Here is a 22,166-nt window from a genome sequence, read left to right on the forward strand (position 1 = left end):
ATAAAATGCAATAACTCAAGCATTTCATTATTATTAACTTCTTCTTCATCCTCATAAAATTCTTCTATCATTGTTTCTTGAACAGGTACATGATCCAAACTCTTTTCCATTTGTTCTAGTTGTTCTTTTGATAAATTAAGAGGATTTTCTTCACATAACTGTTGGTTTATAGTCTCCAAAACAATACCCCTCTTTCTCTAATCTTTCTTTCAACTTCATCCCATCAACACGTTCCTTTTCGTCATCACTATCTAACAAAGCCATAGCAATATGAGCCATCAATTGATAATTCCTAGACTTACTTAACCAACTAATTTTTTCAAACATACAATCACCTCATTATTTAATTAAACATTCGTTTTTCACATCAAATATCAGCTGAAATTTGCACCGCTGCCGTTCCATTTCTTAAACAAATCACGAACATTATTACCATCCACCAGAATCACAAGAACCTGAATCATAAGAAGAACTTGAACTAGAATCATATGAAGAACTTGAACCACATGAAGAACTTGAACCCGAATCATAATCGTATGAAGATGCTAACAAAGACGTATTAAGTAAATAATCCGTACTAGAACTACTAGATTTACTTGAACCACTTGAACTACTTGAACTTCTCGAACTAGAATTCGAATAACTACTTTTACTCAAATTCACTTTTGAAGACTTATTAGAACTACTAGAACCACTAAATTTACTAGAACCCTTATAACTATCATCAACAAAAGTCCCTTTGATAACCTTTATAATTAAAGGAATCAAAACAAAAGGTATAGCAAACACCAATAAGAACCAAGAAAGTCTCAAAAAAGCATCAATTACATCATTTTGTGGAAAATTTAACATATTAACTTCTCCCTTCTTATAAACAAATCACAAACATTATTTAAGCAATAAAGTAAGAACTACAATGACCCAAGGAATCATTTCTTTAAAATCAAAAGATTTTTCCGTATCATATTTAAAAATATTTTTGATCGTAGTTGCACGTCTTAAAGTTTTTAACTTTTCAGCTTCTACTTTGCTAGGAATATCAACATTAAACACATACGCTATAGCGCCCTCAGTTTCGTTATAATAGCGTTTTGCATCATCTGTTTTATAAATGGCTGTTTCAGTCTCTACTACATCACTATCAGCACATTTAACACGTTCTACATACATAACATCATCACGAATAACAAACGCTTTATGATTACTAAAAGTTTGACCGTTTTTTTTCTTAAACATCATCTATACCTCACTTGCTCATTTTTCTATATATAAGAAATGTTGGAAGTACCAAGAACAAGAATAGTCCTAATCCAACCGAACCACCGATTGTAAAAAATACGCTAAATACATTTGTATTCATAAATTACTCTCCTGTAAATTTGTTATATAAAAATAAAGCGGTTAAACCAGTAATAATACCACCAACAATAGCAACACCAGGACTCACATTAAATAATTCCATTCATAATCACTCCTCAATAAATAAATAGTAAACTAACCATAATAAACAAATACCAACACACGAAGTATAGAAAAAATATTCCGCAAGGGTAAAAAACAACAATTCCATCTATAACTACCACCATTTCACGAACACTTTAAATTCAATAACACCATGCTTAAATGCCATTACTACAAACAAAATCCCGTAAGTGGCTGCCAATACACAGGCGGTACTTACAAATATGACCCAACCATTTCCAAGCATCGCAAACGCCTTAAAAAACGAATTCGGATTAATTGGATGCGATGCCGGAACAGTCAACTTCATAATTGCGTCAAACATTTTATTTAACCAACCAAAAATCGGACTAAAAATAGTATCAATAACAGATTTCATAACACACCTATTTCCTTCTCTCAGGGAAATTAAACCCCATGCTACCGCCATATAAGGAGAACACTTTCATTCCAAAGAACAACCATAAAAAGGCTGTAGCAACCATTGGAACAGTGGTCATTAACCCCGTAGGCATTACCTTATCAATAACAACTTGGAAACCGTTTTGGGCTTCATGTGGTAGATACACTTTGCCACTAGGGACAACTCCAATCCACATAAGTAAAGTTTTGATAACACTTGTAGCCGTAGCCCAAAAAAACTGGAACAAAGCCGTAAATATTTTCACGATCAATACAACAACTTTGAACAAACAAGCGAAAAAATAAAAAATACACTCTAATAATTCTAGTAAATATCCTAATGGTTTAGCTAAAAACTCCATTGTCGCTTTAAATCCATTTACAAGACCATTACCAACTTTACTCAAACCATTTAAAATAGCATCAGTCATAAATTAATAGCCCCAAGTCAAAATATCTTTAAACTTGATACAAATAGCAAACGTCAGCATCACAACAAAACATACATATATAGTTGTATCCGAGTAATCCAAGCACAACTTTAAAGCACTGAAAATATCATTAATCGTTAACATATATACACTCCTTACCTTAGAACAGGGTCTCTCGTAAGAAACGGGTCTCTACTCATAACAGGGTCTCTTCCTACAGGTTGCTCCCTTTCTGGAACCCCATCTTTACCTGAAGGTCTATCTCTATCAGGTGTCTTATCTCGACTTGATGGACCATCTCTATCAGGTGTTTTATCCCTAGAAGGTGTACCATCTCTATCAGGCGTTTTATCCCTAGAAGGTGTACCATCTTTATCAGGTGTCTTATCCTTACCAGATGGTTTATCACGTTCCGAAGGCTTATCTCTATCAGGCGTCTTATCTTTTTCAGATGGCTTATCCCTATCAGAAGGCTTGTCCTTCTCTGTTGGTTTATCCTTCTCAGGCGTTTTATCCTTTTCAGATGGTTTATCCTTCTCAGTAGGTTTATCCTTTTCAGAAGGCTTGTCCTTCTCTGTCGGCTTATCTTTCTCAGACTTATCTTCCTTCTTCATTTCCTTTCCATCTTCATCCTTCCAAGGTTTTGGATCAGGTGCATCAGGAAGAGCATCCGTTGGAACTTTTTCTTCTTTTCCTTCTTTAAAATACTCATTTTTATCTTCAAATTTTTCATTTTCATCTTTCGGTCTAATCAAATCAGGCTTTTTCAATTCATCTATTACAACATCCGTTGTAGGCTTCATTTCTTTTAAAATTTCACTTACCGTATCTTTAATCGTATCAACGGCATCCGAAATCTTCTTATTAGAATCAGCAATATCTTTCGTATTCTTTGCTATTTCTTTATTAGATGTTTCAATATTTTTTAAAGCATCATTTATATCTTTTAAAGCTTTATCTAACTTTTCATTATTACCGCCATTATTATTATTTCCACCATTGTTATTATCATCCTTTCGAATTATCTATATCTCCTGACTACCAATTAGGTTTATCAGCGTCAACGTCGCTCATTTAGTACAAATACCGTCATGTATTACCATCATAATCCTGCATACATGTTCAGGATTTAGCTTTTCAATTTCAGGCAAATCCGTAATACTTCAGCTACCTTATGCACGCCAATATACGGTTTCTCCTCCAGTAGCTTGACCATTTTCTGGTAAATCCTTGAAGTTTAAAACGTGCATAACCTAACACTTTCACCATTGTGCAAAAATGTAAAACGCATATGTTCCATTACGATATCACCAATTAATACGGAAACTTATTTTCATTTTGTTCTGGTCTTGTCCATTTCCCATTTCGCTGACTGTTGAAACGAACAATCACTAACTAAATGCAATTAACTCACTCAACTGAAAAACTATAAACATTTCGTCATATCATTAACTCTGATAATCAATATTATATTTACCGTTAACCATACCGTCTATTTAGTCAATAGATCACATTTTTACTTCCCAACTAATTGCATAGAATGTTGGACCATCAGCATATACACGAGGTATTAGAAGTAACATACAATGTAACTACAAATGAACATAATTATAATTGCTATTTTCTTAATCATGATTCTCTAAAATCTCTTTTATAAAGTTTCTTCTTATCAGCTTTATATTGGTCAAACATATCTTTAGTACCTATAAAAATTAACGAACATATAAAAACAGTTACAAAAATCAAAATAATAATTACGCAAATACCGGCAATAGTCATTGCAATATTAGTTAAATCCATTTCAATCACTCCACTCAATTATCTAAAACAACTCTATCCTTATACTCAATAACTTTCACTTTCTTACCAATCTCTACAGAATTATAAAAATCATTAGATACAGACAAATCATAAAGTTTCTTATTCACATAAACTTTAATCGAATATTCCTCACGATTAGACATATCAATTACTGCACCACCAGAAATAATATAATCAGAGGTAGCTTCCTTATGATCCATATCTACAATCACAGATTCTAAACGTTTACCATTCTTCAACAACTCTTCATTCGACCAAAACGAATAAATTGTTACTGAAAAAAGGATTAAGGAGAAAATAACAAAAAGAACATAAAATTTCTTCTCAAGTAAATCCACATCAACAACTCCAATAAAAAAGGAAAGGGAAAAATACTCCCTTCCCTTATGTTTTATATAGGAAACCTTTTCTACTATTGAACTAAATGTGTGTTAACTATTAACCTGATACAAAAATGCTCTTTAGGTTACGAATAATAAAGAATGCTAACGGAATACCAATTGCAAACGCTGCCGCTAACCATAGACTTTGCGTCCAATTCCCCGTTGAAGTAGCAACATCGGCTAAATCGTATTTTAAATTTACTGCTGGCATTCCTTCACCTACAACAAAATTATCCATTTAAAAATTCCTCCATCTCAATCATCTGCATATTGATTTTTATATTTTCTCATTACATAAAACGCAAAAGCACAACCTAAAAGCAAAAGTACATACGGCTTAAAAGTATGCCAAGCATACCCAAATTCCGTAAAAATTGTACTCATATTTGATTTTTCTACATTAAAGGTTGCTTCGGGTATCTTATCGCTATGACGGTCAAATAAACCCATTATCGAACTACTCCTAAAATCTTACCGAGCGTGAACGCTGCAAAACTCGCACCGATCCATAGATACAAAACTGCATCAGCACTAGCAAATGTATTATAGGCGTAACGAATAACTTGATTAATTGGTAAATCAAAACTCAAAAGTTATTCCCCCCATCTTTTATATAGGTAAAGCGACACTATAAGGAGGGCTATGAAACTAGTAATACCAGTAAGGTATTTTACAAAACTAGAATTACTAAACAGCCATACTACTGCATGATTAAAGGTTGAATCATTCATATCCTTAGCAACTCCTTACCAAAGCGTACAAATGCACAACCTACAACAATAATTACTACGGGAAGTCCTAGATATGAATACATTGAAAATAATTCAATCATCTAACAACCTCCCATATCCACTTCATCACGTACAAAACAATAATAGTCAATAGTAGAAAAGATATTGCCATCTCGCCATAAGAAAAGCTTTTAAACACTTGAAAAGTGCCTTCTGTCGTTTCTACAACATAGTTTTGAAATATTTCATTCAAAGATTCTTTAACATTCATTTTTTTGTCTTTATATAACGTTTTTACGCTATATCGATCAATTTAAAATACGCTTTATTTTGATAAGCGTTAATAGATACATTAGCCTTAACAGGTGCACCCATTTTTGTTTCTTTAAACTTTTCTAAAACACCAAAATCCTCACACTTAATAACAACAGTTTTATCATTATCAGAACTATTCGGCTGATAAATATCTAATTGAACATGTTGTTTTTCTTCCCCTTTAAAATTTGATTTCTTAATACTTGTACCTAAGTATTGACCTTCTACAATAACTTGTGGCATAAAATCACACTCCTTTAAATTTTATGAAAAAAATAGAACATAAAATCGAACACTTATTCGCGGCAAGATTTTATGTTCTGATTATAGCAAAAGAAAGGGACAGAAAACAAGATATTTCCAAAAAAAAAATTAAAGTTTTTTATTTTTCTTCAAATGTTCTATAATTGCATCCTCAACAAATTGAGATGAATTCTCTTCTTCTTTAACTAAATCAACATATTTTTGCTTAATTGCAACATTCAATCTAACCTTCTTATCTTCTGGATCAATTCTCTTTCTGCCCATTTTCTAAAAACACCTTTCCTACCAAAAACATATATGTATATATTTCCTACATGAATTCCCTACATACATACTATAAACAAAAAACAAAACCATTAAAAACAACAGTATATAAAAAAAAGAGAGCATTACGCCCTCAATTTTTATTATACTTTGTCATAAAATCATACAAAGCCAATTCAATTAACATATTCTTTGTAATCATCTTATTATTAACAGTGATTTTTTCAGCAAACTTTTCAAAGTCATCGAGTAGATCGTCACGAACAAGAACCGTCTTTTTAATAGTTTTCCCCGAAAAAGGCAATTCCATTAAATCAAACAATATTTTCGCTTCATCACTTTGTTGTATTTTAACAAGCTTCTTTAAAGCTTTAATCTCATCTTCTGAAAAACTTAAGTTATTCACTTCAATTCCCTTTTCTACATTTTTCTCTTCCTTTCGTCCGACTTTTTTCTGAATCTTTTTTTCCTCTTGTCCGACATTTTTCTGAAATTCCTCTTCATTTTGCCCGACTTTTTTCTGAACCTTCACCGAACTCTTTCTTACTTTCTTCTGAAAAATTTCAGAAGACTTTCTTACATTCACCTTATCCTCTTCCGAAGCTTCTCCTACATACTCATATATCTTCAAACTATTATTGAATTTATAACCAACTTCAGACAATCTTCTCGAAAAAGTATCCTTACTAATACCTAATTTCTTAGCTATTTCTACTACTTTTTCACCATTATTAACAGCATCAACTACATCAATCACTTTTTCATATTCCAATACAAACACTCCAATTCCGAATGATTTCATACTATTATCTTAACACATTCCGAACAAATTCCGAATGTATTCGGACAACTTTCTGAATAAATTCAGATTATATTCATATCAAAAACCACCAAAAAAAGCCATAAAAATTACGGCTTTTTAGAATGGACTACATATTTATTTAAATGTATAATACAAGTATTCTTTGATATTCATTTTTTTGTCTTATGGACACAAATCTTCAACGCCATAGAAGATTTCTTTTGGTGTCATGGACAAAATACCCGTCATCTTCTCGCCATAGAAGATGATTTTTTTATGTCCATAACACCATGTACAACGTCAAACACGTTATTTAATGTTACATTTGATACAGGCTCAGGGACTGTATTAATCATAGTAGTTAAAACCATTTCATTAGGAACATAAACTTTTATATCTTTTTTTGCTCTTGTAATGCCTGTATACAAGCAAATTATTAGTATTTAATTTCGGCTGACTATCTACAAATACTGCTACGTTCTCATACTCACTACCTTGTGATTTATGAACTGTAAAAGCATATGCCGGTACAATTTCTTCAGTATCTTCATACTTGTAAAATACTTCTCTATCCTCTAAGATCCAAACGAACACAAACGCCTCGTTCATCAAAATCAATAATTTTTCCAGTATCACCATTACTTACATTTCTAGCTGAACTATTAGCAATAATCATGACTCTATCATTCAAATTATATCTATAATCATCAAAACACTTTGTAATATCATTCTTACTTTCTTGAACAATCATATTAATATCTTTAGCTAATTTCCTTGTATTTGTAAGAATTTGATAACCACCTGAAATTAATTTTAAAACCAATTCTTTCATATCCTTACCAAACAAATTATAATCAACGCTTTTACGCCCTAAAACATTATAAGCTTGTCCAAGTACAGCATCTTCACTTCTAAAAACTTGTGTCAATCGAACTGTATTAACAAATTCTAACGCTTCTAATTCAGGAATAATACTCGTATCATTTACAGGTGGCAATTGAGCATCATCACCCGCAAAAATAATTTTCACGTGACTAGGAACTGCTTGAAGTAATTTTGACAATATCTCACGTGGAATCATTGAAACTTCATCAATAATAAGATAAGCACAATCAATTATGTTGTATTCATTTCTAAAGAACTTCGAATTAAAGTTAGAAGCACAAGTTTTATGTATAGTTAACGATTTATAATCTTGTAAATCATACTCTCTAAACAATTCACGAATCCTACTAGAAGCCTTACCTGTATAAGTACAAACAATTGTCTTATTTGGATCAGGTTTTAAACGATTCAACAAATTAACCAAGAGTATATGTTTTTCCTGTTCCTGCTCTTCCTAAAAGCAAAGTGATACGATTATCAATAAATGATTTCATCAATCTTACCTGATCAAAAGTCAATCCTTCTGTTCTATAATCACCAAGTCTTTCAACTAAGAAATCCATAGAAGATATTTGCAACAAGCGTTCATGAATCATATAACTATATTTAATTTCATCAGATAAATCCATTTCTCTAACTAAATGATGTAACCTTATAGCATGCTCATCACGAAGCATTTTTGAATGTTCTTTTATAAACTCTTCTACAGTTTCATAAACCTCTCCAACATTCGAAGGAATTTCATAATTAGTAGAATTCAACTGATAATCAAAAACAGCTAACTTTTTATATTTAAGATCTTTCTCATCTTTATCATCAAAAATCTTTATAGAATTACTAGAACTAATCAACTTCTTAGTAATATCACTTTCTTTCTGCACCTCTAAATAAGTTTCAATAGTATCTTTCGTAACATAATCAGTAATCTTAGAAACATAATTTGCTACAACACTAGTATCAACATTGTCATAATTCAACTCTTTATTCTTAGAAATAGCATCCTCAACGATATAAGTATTATCATAGACCTCTGAAACACCCTCTACAGTCACTTTCTTTAATAATGTATGAGATATGTATTTATTGCTTAAAAAGTGATAATGAGGTTGTCCACTCTTGTGATACTCAAGAACACGAATAAATTTAAAATCTTCATGCTCATTTTCGGAAAAACGTTTCTCAATCTTTTCTCTCAATTTCTCACAAAGATCATTATCATTTTTCTTCAAACGATAACTTTCATCAAATTGCCTTTTAATAGAATCAGCATATTGTTTTCTAAACGCTATCTTCTTAGACTCTGACAATCTCATATAATACACGCTATTTAATTTTGCTACTTTAATTAAAGCATCCATACGAGCAATAATTTGCAACTCAATATCTAAATCAGATTTTATTAATTTCTTTTTCCTCTTTTCATACCACAAAAGAGCTTTTTCATAAGAAACCTTCTTAATTTTCATATAACCTTCAATTGTAGAATTATGAGTTAAATCTTTACGAATCTTTTTAAATACATTCTCTAAATCTTTAAATCCATCTTTTGATGTAATAGTATTAAAAAAGAAAAGACGTTCATGTTGAGCATAATAACGAACCATTTTTTGTATACGTGCGGAAATTACAGGCTGACAGTTTGGACACTCAAGTTTATTGCACGTCATCAACCGTACATAATGCTTTCCAGTGTCTTTTGCCTGTAGATGAACGGTCTTTTTCCCACACTTTGACGTATCCAGTGCCAAAACTTTCACCTCGAAACATTCAGACTAAAAACGAACACAAATCCATTTAACACAAGCTTTTTCAAAAAGTGCGACTCTATCCCCTATTAATATTAACAAGTTAAGAAGAAATACTAAAAGGAACCTTAATTAAACTAGAATCAAAATCGAAATGCCAAATAAAATAAACAATTATAACAAAAAACAAAATCGTTAAACACATCGAAAAAAACTTACCTACAACCTCATGATTCATATCATATCTCTCCTTGTTCTTGATACTTACGTCTTCTTTCTTGAGCTAAATACAAAAGGAAACTTGTACGATTCAACGCTTTATATTCCAAATTCATTTCTCTAGCAACCGTTTTTCTTCTATCATTTTCAATATCTACTAATTCATCAATCAATAAAATTTCTTCATCAGAAAAACGAAATGATCTATGTTTTTTTACTTCTGCTACTTTAGACATTTAAAAACCTCCTACCAAACTCTTATGTACACATAATATCATAATGTATACACAAAAACAACCCATTGTGTATACGTTTTTAAAAAAAGTAATCACATAGGGTTGAATAATTTATTTTTATCTATTTTATTTTCCTTTTCTAAACTTATAAATTAAAAAGCAAATAAATTGGTATAGCTATGAAACTTAGCCACAATAACCAACCTACGACTTTACCAAAACGGTTCATTACCATATCAAATAATTTAAACACCCATTTTTGAGCCTTTGTTCTCATAAAATAAACCAAACCTATAGCAACAAAACACGTAACAAATAATTGAACATCACTTAAATTAGCCTTAGGCAACATTACAACTGCATAACACATCGCAAAAGATAAAAGAAGTATATCAAACAAAAAATCACATAAACGTCTAGGATTTAAACTCAAATCAGCAAACAAATCAAACACCTCACCATACAAATTTTAAAAACAACAACATAACCAAAGCACATAAGAACCAATAAAACAAAGCCTTGAAAATTCCATATTTCAAACGAAATTTAATCAATAACTTAAAACTCAATTCCTTAAAGAAAAAAAGTGGACTCAAATAAAAAAGACCATATAAAACACCTAACAAAACAGATAACCTATCCCAAGATAAAAGGATTGGATCATTTAAAAACACAAAAACTATTATCGAAAACAACATAATATCCATAATAGGAGAAAGTTTGTTAAACATATCTCCAAATAATTCATCTTTATATCTTTCAGGAAAAAAATATTTAACTAAAAATTTATCGAATTTTTCTAAACGATCCAAAACAAAATTCATTATTACTTATCCTTTCTACATTTATAAAACAATAGCAACATCAAAAGAACAAAGCCTACAGAGGCTATAAGAAGCCCATACTCAGGCTCTTTTATCACATAAGGTAAAAACTTAGACTTCATAAAAAACTCTTCATTCGTAGGCATATACTCGCTCATTCTGATACCGTTTCCTTTGATATAGTTTCTTTTATCGCTTTATAAAAACAATACAATGATATACACCAAAAACCATAAATAATTACACTATCCATCTATATCAACTCTCTTAAATTTAGATATTTTATAAGTATTAATAAACAACATAATCCGATTTAAAATCAAATAAACTGTAATCGGATAAAGTAGCAACACAATAACTTCAAATAGAATCAACTTCTTCAATCCTTTCAATCGTTACTACTACTTGTAATAGTTGTAATTAACGCAACATCTATCGAATCCTTATTACTACTAGAAGAACCACTATAAGTTGATTTACCAACAACCATTCGTTTCATTATCACTAATGACATTAAAACCATAAAACAAGCGCCACATATCCATAAAAACGACCAAAATAAATTAATTAAAACATCGAAATCGTTCATTTAAATCCCCCAAATCGAATGATATGACATATAACCAAGAGCAACAAACACAATACATCCGAACACATTTAAAGACGATAGAAGCAAAAATGAAAGCTTCATATTTCTAAAAAATTTCTTTATATTATCAACGAATAAACAAATTGTATAACCAACACACATCCAACTTAAAACAAAAAATAATATCATCATATAATCACCTTACTTTGAAATTTTTCGACACTTCTTATAAGCAAATACATACAAAATTGAACATCCCATAAGAATACCTACAAAAACCATTATTTCACCTCATTTATCTTTTCTAAGAAAAGCCATAAATCACACAGGGATCATTATGGCATTACATCATGTTTCAGCTTGTAAATAATATAAAATGCTAATGAAATACCAACGGCAAACGCTAACGCAAACCATAATTGAGAAAACATAACTCCTGTACCATCCGAAACATCTTGAAGACTATATGTACTTTCAATAATTGGTATTGTATTTGTATCAGGAATCCCGAACGCTGCAAGACTCAACTCACTAGCATTTCCCGAACGGTCAACCGCTTGAATTTGTATTTTATATTTTCTTTTATTCTCTAACTTTTTAACCGTAAAATTAGTAGAAGAAACCAAATCACTATTAATCTTTATTACCGTCTAAATAGACGTTATATCCTGCTAAATCTTTATCAGAAACTTTATCCCAAGAAGCGATTAAAGCACCGTTAGAAGGCTTAGCAAACACATTTGATGGCACATGTGGTGGAACATCATCTTTTTCTTCTAAAGTCTTTACAGACAAATTAACAGGAGAAGAATCATTCTTATCTCTATCTACTGCAACCACACCAAAATTATATTCTGTTAATGGTTCAAGATTTTTTACCGTAAATTCTTCTTCTAAACCAATTTCAACTATCTTCTTTCCATTTTGTAAAATCTTAAATCCTGCTAAATCATCATCACTAGGCTTTTTCCATTTTAATTTCACCGTTTTATCAGTTGGTTCAGCAACTAAAGAAGATACTGGATTAGGAGGTATTGTTTTAGGGTCTACAAGTGTCGAAACTTTCCTAGTAAGTGTATTAGATTCAAGAATTTCACCATTTGAATCGTATAATGAAACAAACTTAAAACTATATTCCTTATCAGATTCCAAATCTAAAAATTTATAAGATGTATCAGAAGGTGAAACAGTAGCAATTTCTTTATTATCTACAAATACCTTTACACCTCTATAAAGTTCATTTTTAGGATTAGACCAAGTAAATTTAACATCATTCACACCTGGTACAGAATTTAAATTCGTAATAGATGGAACATACTTAGAACCAAAAAGTTTTAAATCAAATAAGGCTGGTCCTCCAGAAATACCAAGATACCTAATATTTTGAACATCAAATTCTTCCTTATACTCTACAGTCTCACTTGATACTGAAGAACCTGCTGGATATACTCTTGTTTCCTTAATTAACTTTCTATCAGCATCATAAAACTGCATTCTAAAAGTCGTACTGTTATATCTATTAACCCTTATAAACGCTCTAAAATTACTAATACTATAATTATCCTTTAAATCTACATAAAACGGAGATGGTAAATAATAAACTGTAGAATCATTATTATCAATCACTTCATCAAAATATCTAGAATTTAAAGTATTTTTAAAATATATATCATTAGCAATAACAAAACCTTTTCCTTTAGTTAAAATATTAGTCTCCTTTTCTTCTGCATAAACATTAAACGAACACATAAACACTAAAAGAAAAGACACTACAACAAAACACTTCTTAAATCGCAATCAACACACCTCTACCTCCATTTAATTATTTATTATTTAAACAAAGATCATTATGGCAACACAGTGTGTTTCAACTTGTAGATAATATAGAATGCTAATGGAATACCAACTGCAAACGCTAATACAAGCCATAATTGAGAAAACATAACTCCAACACCATCAGAAACATCTTCTAAACTATATTTACTCTCGATAATAGGTATAGTATTTGTATCAGGAGTCCCAAACGCTGAAAGACTCAATTCACTTGAATTTCCCGAACGGTCAACCGCTTGAACCTGTACTTTATACTTTCTATTATTCTCTAAATTTTTAATCGTAAAATTAGTAGACGAAATCAAATTACTATTAATCTTTTTACCGTCTAAATAGACGTTATATCCTGCTAAATCTTTATCAGATACTTTGTCCCAAGAAGCGATTAAAGCACCGTTAGAAGGCTTAGCAAACACATTTGACGGCACATGTGGTGGTTCTTCATCATTTTCCTCTAAAGTCTTTACAGATAAATTAACTGGCGAAGAATCATTTTTATCTCTATCAACCGCAATAACACCAAAATTATAATCTGTTAATGGCTGAAGATTTTTCACTGTAAATTCTTCTTCCAAACCTATTTCAGCAACTTGTTTTCCATTTTGTAAAATCTTAAATCCTGCTAAATCATCATCTTTTGGACTTTTCCATTTTAATTTCACTGTTTTATCAGTTGGTTCAGCCGTCAAAGAAAATACAGGACCTGGAGGAACTGTCTTTGGATCAATAAGAGTTTTTACTCCTTTTTGAATACCTACAGATTCACCCTCAGCATAAACAGAGACAAATTTAAAATTATAATTTTTATTCGCTTCTAACCCATCAACTTTATAAGCACTCTCATTCTTATCAACAGTAGCAACTAATTTATCTTCTTTATAAATTTTCACACCAGTAAATCCAACCATATTAGGATTATTCCATGTAAAATTAACATCATTTACACCTTCAACAGCATTTAAATTAGAGATATCATCTAACTTAGTTAAATCAGCTTTAGCAAGTAAACTCATGCCTAAAATAGCATTTTCAATCCCACTAACATTGTATCCAGAAGTATAATCAAACTTTACATACCTAACTTTTTTAAAATTAATATCTTTTTTATATTCCACACCACTAGAAAGCTTTAAAAAATCAGAACCAATTTTATTTTTATTAGAATCAAAAAAAGTAAAGACTGCTTCCGGTTTATAATTCCTAACATTATTACCATCAGAAGGAGTTATCCTAAATTGAGTTACTTCAGCTTCAACACCTAAATCAAAATAAACAGATGGCGTTCGATTATTACCAATATCATAGTTAAAATACATAGGATTATTTGCTATAAATTGTTGACCTTTAAATGAAAATACTTGGTCAAAAGCTAAACTTGTATATCCTTTTTTACCTTGTAAAATTGAAACCTCTTTAACTTCTGCACTCGTAAAACTAGGCAAAACAGATAAACACATTATCATCATTAAAGAAAAAACCGCTAAATACTTCTTAACTTGCAATTAACACACCTCTACCTCCATTTAGCTAAATCTTTAACAAGGAACCAAGTAGTATTTTTCAAAACGCTACACTGAAAAATCTCCACTTTCTACACTTCGTTACGTCCTTGTGAAACATTTTTAGGCGCTTTTGGGCTTATCGCCAAGCCGTATATACCCAAAAGTAAGAGTTACGCTAATCGGCTTGTTCTAGCAATTATAAGCGCCTAATCGCTTTCCTAACGTCCATATTCTTGGCCCTACTTCTTAACAATCACGTTTTATTTTAAAGCCAGCCTTCCAACCCCAAAAGTAAGGGAAAAGATTTAAACATCTCTTATTAACTCTCTTTTTAATTCTTTACTTAAATTTTTCAATTGATATTCAAATCTATACAATTCTAGCTTTTCTTGTTCTGTAAACTCATATTTCGTATCTAAACGCCTAATATGACTCATACACGACTCAAACGCTTCTATAGTACCTTCTACTTGTCTTTTTACTCTTTTACTACCTATCACAACAATCACCCCTCAACGCATACTATCTAAGTACAAACGAACCACAGTTAAACTATCAATCACCTTGTAATAATCCCTTGGATCAATACCCAAAAGTTTTAATTTCTCCTTTAAATTATCAATTTCATCACATACATTTTTTATTGATTGCTCCACAACAAAACTATTTTTCATGTTTCAATCATCCCCTTAACATTAACCGCTCATGCCCACCCGCTAGGGCGTGTGTGCATTTCGTGCTAACGCATTTGTTATATCGCTTGTTTCAACTCTCTCAACATCTTTAGTTTGTCGAGGGTTTCATAATACAAATCGTTCGTTTTCTTCAAATCGACCAGTAAACTATCAAACTCAGCCTTATTTGCTGGATATTCTAACGGAGTTACCATTGAATGAGTATCAAACACCTCATTTACCAACTTAATAGCATTCTCTTTTTTCATTTTCATTGTTTTTAGCAATCTATCTTCTTGATAATCTACTATTGGATAATAAAAATATTTTTTATCCTTTCTTACCGGAACATATACATATGTAATATCTCTAAAACGACTATCCACATTACTAAATAACGGAGTTGTAAGCATCAATGTACAACGCATTTTCCGTAAGAAGAAAGCAATATGAGAGAAGTATTTAGAAGCATTAGACAACGAGTTTCGGCTGTCTATATCTAAATGACACTCATCTAATAACAAAATACTCGATGGCTCTTTAGCAATCTTTAAAAAATCCTTAAACGATGTAAAAGGCTTAGAACCTTTTACACCAAAATTCGAATACAATGTACATCCTGTTTTCTGTTGGTACATCTTAGCGTATAGAACCATACCTAACGTTTTACCGGTTCCCATGAAACCAGTGAATGTGTAAATATACATTATCGGCTCACATCCCTTTGTATCCTTTGTTGTTCTCTCATATGCTTGTTCATTTCAGGCATTACACCATTCGCACTAGCAACTTGAGCCTTTATAAGACCTGATAATTTCGCATTACCCTTAATTCGGTCAGCAAGCGTAATTTTATTAATTAATTCAAAGAATCTTTGGAATGGAGTTACTTTCGGTTTCATATCAACCATAAATTTCGCAATATCTCCAACTCCCATTTCTCGCATTAAAAACATAGCTTTTACCTGTTCACTTTTAAGAGGAACACCGTTCTGTTGCATAAAATGCAATAACTCAAGCATTTCATTATTATTAACTTCTTCTTCATCCTCATAAAATTCTTCTATCATTGTTTCTTGAACAGGTACATGATCCAAACTCTTTTCCATTTGTTCTAGTTGTTCTTTTGATAAATTAAGAGGATTTTCTTCACATAACTGTTGGTTTATAGTCTCCAAAACAATACCCCTCTTTCTCTAATCTTTCTTTCAACTTCATCCCATCAACACGTTCCTTTTCGTCATCACTATCTAACAAAGCCATAGCAATATGAGCCATCAATCGATAATTCCTAGACTTACTTAACCAACTAATTTTTTCAAACATACAATCACCTCATTTTTTTCATTAAACATTCGTATTTCACTCAAAATATCAGCTGAAAAGATCCTGGAATTCCAGATCCTTTTTAACTAAATCACGAACATTATTACCATCCACCAGAATCACAAGAACCCGAATCATAAGAAGAACTTGAACTAGAATCATATGAAGAACTTGAACCACATGAAGAACTCGAACCCGAATCATAATCATATGAAGATGCTAACAAAGACGTATTAAGTAAATAATCCGTACTAGAACTACTTGATTTACTTGAACTACTTGAACTACTTGAACTTCTCGAACCAGAATTCGAATAACTACTTTTACTCAAATTCACTTTTGAAGACTTATTAGAACTACCAGAACCACTAAATTTACTAGAACTCTTATAACCTTCATCAACAAAAGTCCCTTTGATTACCTTTATAATTAAAGGAATCAAAACAACAGGTATAGTAAACATCAATAGAAACCAAGAAAGTCTCAAAAAAGCATCAATTACATCATTTTGTGGAAAATTTAACATATTAACTTCTCCCTTCTTATAAACAAATCACAAACATTATTTAAGCAATAAAGTAAGAACTACAATGACCCAAGGAATCATTTCTTTAAAATCAAAAGATTTTTCCGTATCATATTTAAAAATATTTTTGATCGTAGTTGCACGTCTTAAAGTTTTTAACTTTTCAGCTTCTACTTTGCTAGGAATATCAACATTAAACACATATGCTATAGCGCCCTCAGTCTCGTTATAATAACGCTTTGCATCATCCGTTTTATAAATGGCTGTCTCCGTCTCTACTACATCACTATCAGCACATTTAACACGTTCTACATACATAACATCATCACGAATAACAAACGCTTTATGATTACTAAAAGTTTGACCTTTTTTTTTCTTAAACATCATCTATACCTCACTTGCTCATTTTTCTATATATAAGAAATGTTGGAAGTACCAAAAATAAGAATAGTCCTAATCCAACCGAACCACCGATTGTAAAAAACACACTAAACACATTTGTATTCATCTTTCTTCACCATCACCGAAACTTTCTCTAGTATTCAAATAAATCCAAACAAAAAATGAAATTGCAAAACAGATAAAAAACACAACTAAACCAAACATAACTTACTCCCCTGTAACCTTGTTATATATAAATAAAGCAACTAAACCAGTAATAGTACCACCGATAATCCCCACAACAGGACTCACATGAAATAATTCCATTTATAACGCCTCCATATAACTAATCAATTGCAACATAGCCAAAATTCCTAATAAAAGCACAACACTAGATAAAAACATAGATTCTAGTAAACTTAATTTTCCCATCTATAACTACCACCAATTCTCTAACACTAGATAAGCAAAAAAAGAAATAAACAAAGGAATACCTATAATAATTACAATCATCTAACTACCACCATTTCACGAACACTTTAAATTCAATAACACCATGCTTAAACGCCATTACAACAAACAAGATTCCGTAAGTGGCTGCCAATACACAGGCGGTACTTACAAATATGACCCAACCGTTTCCAAGCATCGCAAACGCCTTAAAAAACGAATTCGGATTAATTGGATGCGATGCTGGAACAGTTAACTTCATAATTGCGTCAAACATTTTATTTAACCAACCAAAAATCGGACTAAAAATAGTATCAATAACAGATTTCATATAAACACACACCTATTTCTTTCTCTCAGGGAATGAGAAACCCATACTACCGCCATATAAGGAGAACACTTTCATTCCAAAAAACAACCATAAGAAGGCTGTAGCAACCATTGGAACAGTAGTCATTAACCCCGTAGGCATTACCTTATCAATAACAACTTGGAAACCATTTTGAGCTTCATGTGGCAAATACACCTTACCGCTAGGCGTAACTCCAATCCACATAAGCAAAGTTTTTATAACACTTGTAGCCGTAGCCCAAAAGAATTGAAACAAAGCCGTAAATATTTTAACGATCAATACAACAACTTTGAACAAACAAGCAAAAAAGTAAAATATACCTTCTAAAAACTCTAGTAAATATCCTAATGGTTTAGCTAAAAACTCCATCGAAGCTTGAAAACCTTTTACAATTCCGTTACCAACCTTACTTAAACCATTTAAAATAGCATCAGTCATAAATTAGTAGCCCCAAGTCAAAATATCTTTAAACTTGATACAAATGGCAAAAGTCAGCATTACAACAAAACATACATATATAGTTGTATCCGAATAATCCAAGCACAACTTTAAAGCACTGAAAATATCATTAATCGTTAACATATATACACTCCTTACCTTAGAACAGGGTCTCTCGTAAGAAACGGGTCTCTACTCATAACAGGATCTCTTCCTACAGGTTGCTCCCTTTCCGGAACACCATCTTTCCCAGACGGTCTATCTCTATCAGGTGTTCTATCTCTACTAGATGGACTATCTCTATCAGGTGTTTTATCCCTAGAAGGTGTACCATCTCTATCAGGCGTTTTATCCTTAGAAGGTGTACCATCTCTATCAGGTGTTTTATCCTTACTAGATGGTTTATCACGTTCAGACGGCTTGTCCTTCTCCGTAGGCTTATCCTTCTCAGGCGTTTTATCCTTTTCAGAGGGCTTGTCCCTCTCCGTAGGCTTATCCTTCTCAGGCGTTTTATCCTTTTCAGAAGGTTTGTCCTTCTCTGTAGGCTTATCCTTTTCAGAGGGCTTGTCCTTCTCTGTAGGCTTATCCTTTTCAGAGGGCTTGTCCTTCTCTGTAGGCTTATCCTTCTCAGACTTATCTTCCTTCTTCATTTCCTTTCCATCTTCATCTTTCCAAGGTTTTGGATCAGGTGCATCAGGGAGAGCATCCGTTGGAACTTTTTCTTCTTTTCCTTCTTTAAAATACTCATTTTTATCTTCAAATTTTTCATTTTCATCTTTCGGTCTAATCAAATCAGGCTTTTTCAATTCATCTATTACAACATCCGTTGTAGGCTTCATTTCTTTTAAAATTTCACTTACCGTATCTTTAATCGTACCAACAGCATCCGAAATCTTCTTATTAGAATCCGCAATTTCTTTCGTATTCTTTGCTGTATCTTCACTAGATGTTTCAATGTTTTTTAAAGCATCATTTATATCTTTTAAAGCTTTGTCCAACTTTGCATTACTACCGTTATTATCATTTCCACCATTGTTATTATCTTCCTTTGGCTTTTCTATTTCTCCTGATCCAATTGGTTTATTATCATCAACGTTGTCATTTACACAAACACCGTTGTATATTGCATCTTTATCTTGAACATGTTCAGCATTACCATCATCAGGAACTCCATAATATTCAGCTAACTTATCACGCCATTTAGTTTCACCTTTTGTAGCTTGACCATTTTCGGCAAATCCTTTTATTTTAAAACGAACATGACCTACTTTTTTACCATTAGCAAAAATATAAAATGCATATGTTCCATTACGATATCACCAATTAATACCGAAACTTATTTTCATTCTTGTTCTGGTCTTGTTCATTACCCATTTCGCTGACTGTTGAAACGTACAATCATTCACTAAATGCAATTAACTCACTCAACTGAAAAACTATAAATATTCATCATATCATTAACTCTGATAATCAATAATATATTTACCGTTAACCATAACGTCTGTTTAGTCGATAGATCACACTTCTACTTCCCAACTAATTGCATAGAAGGTTGGACCATCAGCATATACACGAAGTATTAGAAGTAACATACAATGTAACTACAAACGAACATAATTATAATTGCTATTTTCTTAATCATGATTCTCTAAAATCTCTTTTATAAAGTTTCTTCTTATCAGCTTTATATTGGTCAAACATATCTTTAGTACCTATAAAAATTAATGAACATATAAAAACAGTTACAAAAATCAAAATAATAATTACGCAAATACCAGCAATAGTCATTGCAATATTAGTTAAATCCATTTCAATCACTCCAAATCTTTTTTCCAAATCAATAACATAGAGAGTGTAAATATAGTCAAAAAAATTAAATTTACTAATCCATTACAGAAAATCGGGAGAAAAAATTCTAAAAATCCATCCATAACACGAACACTCCAAATCCAATAAAAAAGGAAAGGGAAAAATACTCCCTTCCCTTATGTTTTATATAGGAAACCTCTTCTACTATTTAACTAATTGTGTTAGATGAAATAATTAACCTGATACAAAAATACTCTTTAAGTTACGGATAATGAAGAATGCTAACGGAATACCAATTGCAAACGCTGCCGCTAACCATAGACTTTGCGTCCAATTCCCCGTTGAAGTAGCAACATCGGCTAAATCGTATTTTAAATTTACTGCTGGCATTCCTTCACCTACAACAAGATTATTCATTTAAAAATTCCTCCATCTCAATCATCTGCATATTGATTTTTATATTTTCTCATTACATAAAACGCAAAAGCACAACCTAAAAGCAAAAGTACATACGGCTTGAAAGTATGCCAAGCATACCCAAACTCCGTAAAAATTGTACTCATATTTGATTTCTCTACATTAAAGGTTGCTTCGGGTATCTTATCGCTATGACGGTCAAATAAACCCATTATCGAACTACTCCTAAAATCTTACCGAGCGTGAACGCTGCAAAACTCGCACCGATCCATAGATACAAAACTGCATCCGCACTAGCAAATGTATTATAGGCGTAACGAATAACTTGATTAATTGGTAAATCAAAACTCAAAAGTTATTCCCCCCATCTTTTATATAGGTAAAGCGACACTATAAGGAGGGCTATGAAACTAGTAATACCAGTAAGGTATTTTACAAAACCAGAATTACTAAACAGCCATACTACTGCATGATTAAAGGTTGAATCATTCATATCCTTAGCAACTCCTTACCAAAGCGTACAAATGCACAACCTACAACAATAATCACTACGGGAAGTCCTAAATAAGAATACATCGAGAATAACTCAATCATCTATCGTACGACCTCCCATATCCATTTCATCACGTACAAAACAATAATAGTCAATAGTAGAAAAGATATAGCCATCTCGCCATAAGAAAAGCTTTTAAACACTTGAAAAGTGCCTTCTGTTGTTTCTACAACATAGTTTTGAAATATTTCATTCAAAGATTCTTTAACATTCATTTTTTTGTCTTCATATAACGTTATTACGCTATATCAATCAATTTAAAATACGCTTTATTTTGATAAGCGTTAATGGTTACATTTGCTTTAACAGGTGTACCCATTTTAGTATCTTTAAACTTATTCATAACCTCAAAATCTTCACACTTGATAACAACAGTTTTATCATTATCAGAACTATTCGGCTGATAAATATCTAATTGAACATGTTGTTTTTCCTCTCCATTAAAACTTGATTTCTTAATACTTGTACCTAAGTATTGACCTTCAACAACAACTTGTGGCATAAAATTACACTCCCTTTAAATTTTATGAAAAA

The 22,166-nt window shown here is 31.6% G+C and carries 36 protein-coding genes and 1 pseudogene; all 37 read right to left on the bottom strand.

Annotated elements, in window-relative coordinates; translation table 11 throughout:
- Positions 1-150: 150 nt before the first annotated feature.
- On the bottom strand, positions 151-279 hold the full coding sequence (locus tag JFU02_RS32400) for a hypothetical protein (protein WP_276571041.1): 129 nt from the start codon (positions 277-279) through the stop codon (positions 151-153).
- A 150-nt stretch (positions 280-429) separates the two neighbouring features.
- On the bottom strand, positions 430-852 hold the full coding sequence (locus JFU02_RS04165; protein ID WP_242488048.1) for an RNA-binding protein: 423 nt from the start codon (positions 850-852) through the stop codon (positions 430-432).
- A 36-nt stretch (positions 853-888) separates the two neighbouring features.
- Positions 889-1,236, bottom strand: coding sequence for a hypothetical protein (locus tag JFU02_RS04170; RefSeq protein WP_086790490.1), 348 nt, complete (start codon positions 1,234-1,236; stop codon positions 889-891).
- 340 nt (positions 1,237-1,576) lie between these two features.
- Entirely contained in the window at positions 1,577-1,840 is a 264-nt protein-coding gene (locus JFU02_RS04175; RefSeq protein WP_086405573.1) for a hypothetical protein, read from the bottom strand.
- 7 nt (positions 1,841-1,847) lie between these two features.
- Positions 1,848-2,294, bottom strand: coding sequence for a hypothetical protein (locus JFU02_RS04180; RefSeq protein ID WP_201069938.1), 447 nt, complete (start codon positions 2,292-2,294; stop codon positions 1,848-1,850).
- A gap of 155 nt (positions 2,295-2,449) precedes the next feature.
- Entirely contained in the window at positions 2,450-3,097 is a 648-nt protein-coding gene (locus tag JFU02_RS31990; protein WP_242488049.1) for an MSCRAMM family adhesin SdrC, read from the bottom strand.
- A gap of 826 nt (positions 3,098-3,923) precedes the next feature.
- Positions 3,924-4,094 carry a hypothetical protein gene (locus JFU02_RS04190; protein ID WP_201069886.1) on the bottom strand — a complete coding sequence of 57 codons (171 nt, stop codon included), beginning with the start codon at positions 4,092-4,094 and terminating at the stop codon, positions 3,924-3,926.
- 14 nt (positions 4,095-4,108) lie between these two features.
- Complete coding sequence (locus JFU02_RS04195) at positions 4,109-4,453, bottom strand: hypothetical protein (RefSeq protein WP_201069941.1); 345 nt, start codon at positions 4,451-4,453, stop codon at positions 4,109-4,111.
- 100 nt (positions 4,454-4,553) lie between these two features.
- Entirely contained in the window at positions 4,554-4,736 is a 183-nt protein-coding gene (locus JFU02_RS04200; protein ID WP_201069944.1) for a hypothetical protein, read from the bottom strand.
- A 17-nt stretch (positions 4,737-4,753) separates the two neighbouring features.
- Complete coding sequence (locus JFU02_RS04205; RefSeq protein WP_033690058.1) at positions 4,754-4,948, bottom strand: hypothetical protein; 195 nt, start codon at positions 4,946-4,948, stop codon at positions 4,754-4,756.
- Entirely contained in the window at positions 4,948-5,088 is a 141-nt protein-coding gene (locus JFU02_RS04210; protein WP_000006947.1) for a hypothetical protein, read from the bottom strand. Before JFU02_RS04210 ends, JFU02_RS04205 begins: the two co-directional genes overlap by 1 nt.
- A 435-nt stretch (positions 5,089-5,523) precedes the next feature.
- On the bottom strand, positions 5,524-5,787 hold the full coding sequence (locus JFU02_RS04215; RefSeq protein ID WP_012477674.1) for a hypothetical protein: 264 nt from the start codon (positions 5,785-5,787) through the stop codon (positions 5,524-5,526).
- Between the two features lie 129 nt (positions 5,788-5,916).
- Positions 5,917-6,072: a hypothetical protein gene (locus tag JFU02_RS04220; RefSeq protein WP_172448360.1), complete on the bottom strand. Its 156-nt coding sequence runs from the start codon at positions 6,070-6,072 to the stop codon at positions 5,917-5,919.
- 133 nt (positions 6,073-6,205) lie between these two features.
- Positions 6,206-6,844, bottom strand: a complete 639-nt coding sequence (locus JFU02_RS04225; RefSeq protein ID WP_201069872.1) for a helix-turn-helix domain-containing protein — start codon at positions 6,842-6,844, stop codon at positions 6,206-6,208.
- Between the two features lie 275 nt (positions 6,845-7,119).
- Positions 7,120-9,507, bottom strand: a pseudogene (locus JFU02_RS04230) (ATP-dependent DNA helicase).
- 236 nt (positions 9,508-9,743) lie between these two features.
- The gene (locus JFU02_RS04235; protein WP_201069497.1) at positions 9,744-9,959 is read right to left on the bottom strand and encodes a hypothetical protein; all 216 of its coding nucleotides are present in this window, start codon (positions 9,957-9,959) and stop codon (positions 9,744-9,746) included.
- A gap of 145 nt (positions 9,960-10,104) precedes the next feature.
- Entirely contained in the window at positions 10,105-10,404 is a 300-nt protein-coding gene (locus JFU02_RS04240; protein WP_201069498.1) for a hypothetical protein, read from the bottom strand.
- 10 nt (positions 10,405-10,414) lie between these two features.
- Positions 10,415-10,783 (bottom strand): hypothetical protein, encoded by a 369-nt coding sequence (locus JFU02_RS04245; protein WP_201069499.1) that lies wholly within the window; start codon positions 10,781-10,783, stop codon positions 10,415-10,417.
- 388 nt (positions 10,784-11,171) lie between these two features.
- A complete protein-coding gene (locus tag JFU02_RS04250; RefSeq protein ID WP_201069500.1) occupies positions 11,172-11,372 on the bottom strand; it encodes a hypothetical protein in 201 nt (66 codons plus the stop codon).
- 335 nt (positions 11,373-11,707) lie between these two features.
- On the bottom strand, positions 11,708-11,998 hold the full coding sequence (locus JFU02_RS31995; RefSeq protein ID WP_242488050.1) for a hypothetical protein: 291 nt from the start codon (positions 11,996-11,998) through the stop codon (positions 11,708-11,710).
- A gap of 7 nt (positions 11,999-12,005) precedes the next feature.
- A complete protein-coding gene (locus JFU02_RS04255) occupies positions 12,006-13,169 on the bottom strand; it encodes a fibronectin type III domain-containing protein (RefSeq protein WP_242488051.1) in 1,164 nt (387 codons plus the stop codon).
- Positions 13,170-13,219: 50 nt separating this feature from the next.
- Entirely contained in the window at positions 13,220-14,707 is a 1,488-nt protein-coding gene (locus JFU02_RS04260) for a fibronectin type III domain-containing protein (RefSeq protein ID WP_201069957.1), read from the bottom strand.
- A gap of 305 nt (positions 14,708-15,012) precedes the next feature.
- Complete coding sequence (locus tag JFU02_RS04265; protein ID WP_201069960.1) at positions 15,013-15,207, bottom strand: hypothetical protein; 195 nt, start codon at positions 15,205-15,207, stop codon at positions 15,013-15,015.
- 12 nt (positions 15,208-15,219) lie between these two features.
- Positions 15,220-15,381 (bottom strand): hypothetical protein, encoded by a 162-nt coding sequence (locus JFU02_RS04270; RefSeq protein ID WP_201069963.1) that lies wholly within the window; start codon positions 15,379-15,381, stop codon positions 15,220-15,222.
- Positions 15,382-15,458: 77 nt separating this feature from the next.
- Positions 15,459-16,088: a P-loop NTPase family protein gene (locus JFU02_RS04275; protein ID WP_201069966.1), complete on the bottom strand. Its 630-nt coding sequence runs from the start codon at positions 16,086-16,088 to the stop codon at positions 15,459-15,461.
- Positions 16,088-16,558 (bottom strand): hypothetical protein, encoded by a 471-nt coding sequence (locus tag JFU02_RS04280; RefSeq protein ID WP_201069969.1) that lies wholly within the window; start codon positions 16,556-16,558, stop codon positions 16,088-16,090. Before JFU02_RS04280 ends, JFU02_RS04275 begins: the two co-directional genes overlap by 1 nt.
- Complete coding sequence (locus JFU02_RS04285; protein WP_201069972.1) at positions 16,530-16,706, bottom strand: hypothetical protein; 177 nt, start codon at positions 16,704-16,706, stop codon at positions 16,530-16,532. The genes JFU02_RS04280 and JFU02_RS04285 overlap by 29 nt, the downstream gene beginning before the upstream one ends.
- Before the next feature lie 103 nt (positions 16,707-16,809).
- Positions 16,810-17,232, bottom strand: a complete 423-nt coding sequence (locus JFU02_RS04290) for an RNA-binding protein (RefSeq protein ID WP_242488052.1) — start codon at positions 17,230-17,232, stop codon at positions 16,810-16,812.
- A gap of 36 nt (positions 17,233-17,268) precedes the next feature.
- Positions 17,269-17,616, bottom strand: a complete 348-nt coding sequence (locus JFU02_RS04295; RefSeq protein WP_201069975.1) for a hypothetical protein — start codon at positions 17,614-17,616, stop codon at positions 17,269-17,271.
- 514 nt (positions 17,617-18,130) lie between these two features.
- Positions 18,131-18,394 carry a hypothetical protein gene (locus JFU02_RS04300; protein ID WP_086405573.1) on the bottom strand — a complete coding sequence of 88 codons (264 nt, stop codon included), beginning with the start codon at positions 18,392-18,394 and terminating at the stop codon, positions 18,131-18,133.
- Positions 18,395-18,406: 12 nt separating this feature from the next.
- Positions 18,407-18,853, bottom strand: a complete 447-nt coding sequence (locus tag JFU02_RS04305) for a hypothetical protein (protein WP_201069978.1) — start codon at positions 18,851-18,853, stop codon at positions 18,407-18,409.
- A 155-nt stretch (positions 18,854-19,008) separates the two neighbouring features.
- Positions 19,009-19,851 (bottom strand): MSCRAMM family adhesin SdrC, encoded by an 843-nt coding sequence (locus JFU02_RS32000; RefSeq protein WP_242488053.1) that lies wholly within the window; start codon positions 19,849-19,851, stop codon positions 19,009-19,011.
- A gap of 640 nt (positions 19,852-20,491) precedes the next feature.
- Positions 20,492-20,662, bottom strand: coding sequence for a hypothetical protein (locus tag JFU02_RS04315; RefSeq protein WP_201069886.1), 171 nt, complete (start codon positions 20,660-20,662; stop codon positions 20,492-20,494).
- 234 nt (positions 20,663-20,896) lie between these two features.
- Positions 20,897-21,079, bottom strand: a complete 183-nt coding sequence (locus JFU02_RS04320; RefSeq protein WP_098290557.1) for a hypothetical protein — start codon at positions 21,077-21,079, stop codon at positions 20,897-20,899.
- A gap of 17 nt (positions 21,080-21,096) precedes the next feature.
- Entirely contained in the window at positions 21,097-21,291 is a 195-nt protein-coding gene (locus JFU02_RS04325; protein ID WP_033690058.1) for a hypothetical protein, read from the bottom strand.
- A complete protein-coding gene (locus tag JFU02_RS04330) occupies positions 21,291-21,431 on the bottom strand; it encodes a hypothetical protein (RefSeq protein WP_000006947.1) in 141 nt (46 codons plus the stop codon). Before JFU02_RS04330 ends, JFU02_RS04325 begins: the two co-directional genes overlap by 1 nt.
- Positions 21,432-21,870: 439 nt before the next feature.
- On the bottom strand, positions 21,871-22,134 hold the full coding sequence (locus JFU02_RS04335) for a hypothetical protein (protein ID WP_201069981.1): 264 nt from the start codon (positions 22,132-22,134) through the stop codon (positions 21,871-21,873).
- Positions 22,135-22,166: the final 32 nt, after the last annotated feature.

Source organism: Bacillus sp. TH13 (assembly GCF_016651175.1).
Taxonomy (GTDB): domain Bacteria; phylum Bacillota; class Bacilli; order Bacillales; family Bacillaceae_G; genus Bacillus_A; species Bacillus_A thuringiensis_S.

Coding starts and splice junctions, on each gene's coding strand:
- JFU02_RS04165 (WP_242488048.1), bottom strand. CDS start 852: ATGTTAAATTTTCCACAAAATGATGTAATTGATGCTTTTTTGAGACTT.
- JFU02_RS04245 (WP_201069499.1), bottom strand. CDS start 10,783: ATGAATTTTGTTTTGGATCGTTTAGAAAAATTCGATAAATTTTTAGTT.
- JFU02_RS04175 (WP_086405573.1), bottom strand. CDS start 1,840: ATGAAATCTGTTATTGATACTATTTTTAGTCCGATTTTTGGTTGGTTA.
- JFU02_RS32400 (WP_276571041.1), bottom strand. CDS start 279: ATGGCTCATATTGCTATGGCTTTGTTAGATAGTGATGACGAAAAGGAA.
- JFU02_RS04275 (WP_201069966.1), bottom strand. CDS start 16,088: ATGTATATTTACACATTCACTGGTTTCATGGGAACCGGTAAAACGTTA.
- JFU02_RS04325 (WP_033690058.1), bottom strand. CDS start 21,291: ATGGGTTTATTTGACCGTCATAGCGATAAGATACCCGAAGCAACCTTT.
- JFU02_RS04335 (WP_201069981.1), bottom strand. CDS start 22,134: ATGCCACAAGTTGTTGTTGAAGGTCAATACTTAGGTACAAGTATTAAG.
- JFU02_RS31990 (WP_242488049.1), bottom strand. CDS start 3,097: ATGAAGCCTACAACGGATGTTGTAATAGATGAATTGAAAAAGCCTGAT.
- JFU02_RS04290 (WP_242488052.1), bottom strand. CDS start 17,232: ATGTTAAATTTTCCACAAAATGATGTAATTGATGCTTTTTTGAGACTT.
- JFU02_RS04300 (WP_086405573.1), bottom strand. CDS start 18,394: ATGAAATCTGTTATTGATACTATTTTTAGTCCGATTTTTGGTTGGTTA.
- JFU02_RS04285 (WP_201069972.1), bottom strand. CDS start 16,706: ATGTTTGAAAAAATTAGTTGGTTAAGTAAGTCTAGGAATTATCGATTG.
- JFU02_RS04180 (WP_201069938.1), bottom strand. CDS start 2,294: ATGACTGATGCTATTTTAAATGGTTTGAGTAAAGTTGGTAATGGTCTT.
- JFU02_RS04250 (WP_201069500.1), bottom strand. CDS start 11,372: ATGAACGATTTCGATGTTTTAATTAATTTATTTTGGTCGTTTTTATGG.
- JFU02_RS04215 (WP_012477674.1), bottom strand. CDS start 5,787: ATGCCACAAGTTATTGTAGAAGGTCAATACTTAGGTACAAGTATTAAG.
- JFU02_RS04170 (WP_086790490.1), bottom strand. CDS start 1,236: ATGTTTAAGAAAAAAAACGGTCAAACTTTTAGTAATCATAAAGCGTTT.
- JFU02_RS04305 (WP_201069978.1), bottom strand. CDS start 18,853: ATGACTGATGCTATTTTAAATGGTTTAAGTAAGGTTGGTAACGGAATT.
- JFU02_RS04315 (WP_201069886.1), bottom strand. CDS start 20,662: ATGGATTTAACTAATATTGCAATGACTATTGCTGGTATTTGCGTAATT.
- JFU02_RS04200 (WP_201069944.1), bottom strand. CDS start 4,736: ATGGATAATTTTGTTGTAGGTGAAGGAATGCCAGCAGTAAATTTAAAA.
- JFU02_RS04270 (WP_201069963.1), bottom strand. CDS start 15,381: ATGAAAAATAGTTTTGTTGTGGAGCAATCAATAAAAAATGTATGTGAT.
- JFU02_RS04295 (WP_201069975.1), bottom strand. CDS start 17,616: ATGTTTAAGAAAAAAAAAGGTCAAACTTTTAGTAATCATAAAGCGTTT.
- JFU02_RS04190 (WP_201069886.1), bottom strand. CDS start 4,094: ATGGATTTAACTAATATTGCAATGACTATTGCCGGTATTTGCGTAATT.
- JFU02_RS04205 (WP_033690058.1), bottom strand. CDS start 4,948: ATGGGTTTATTTGACCGTCATAGCGATAAGATACCCGAAGCAACCTTT.
- JFU02_RS04220 (WP_172448360.1), bottom strand. CDS start 6,072: ATGGGCAGAAAGAGAATTGATCCAGAAGATAAGAAGGTTAGATTGAAT.
- JFU02_RS04235 (WP_201069497.1), bottom strand. CDS start 9,959: ATGTCTAAAGTAGCAGAAGTAAAAAAACATAGATCATTTCGTTTTTCT.
- JFU02_RS04320 (WP_098290557.1), bottom strand. CDS start 21,079: ATGAATAATCTTGTTGTAGGTGAAGGAATGCCAGCAGTAAATTTAAAA.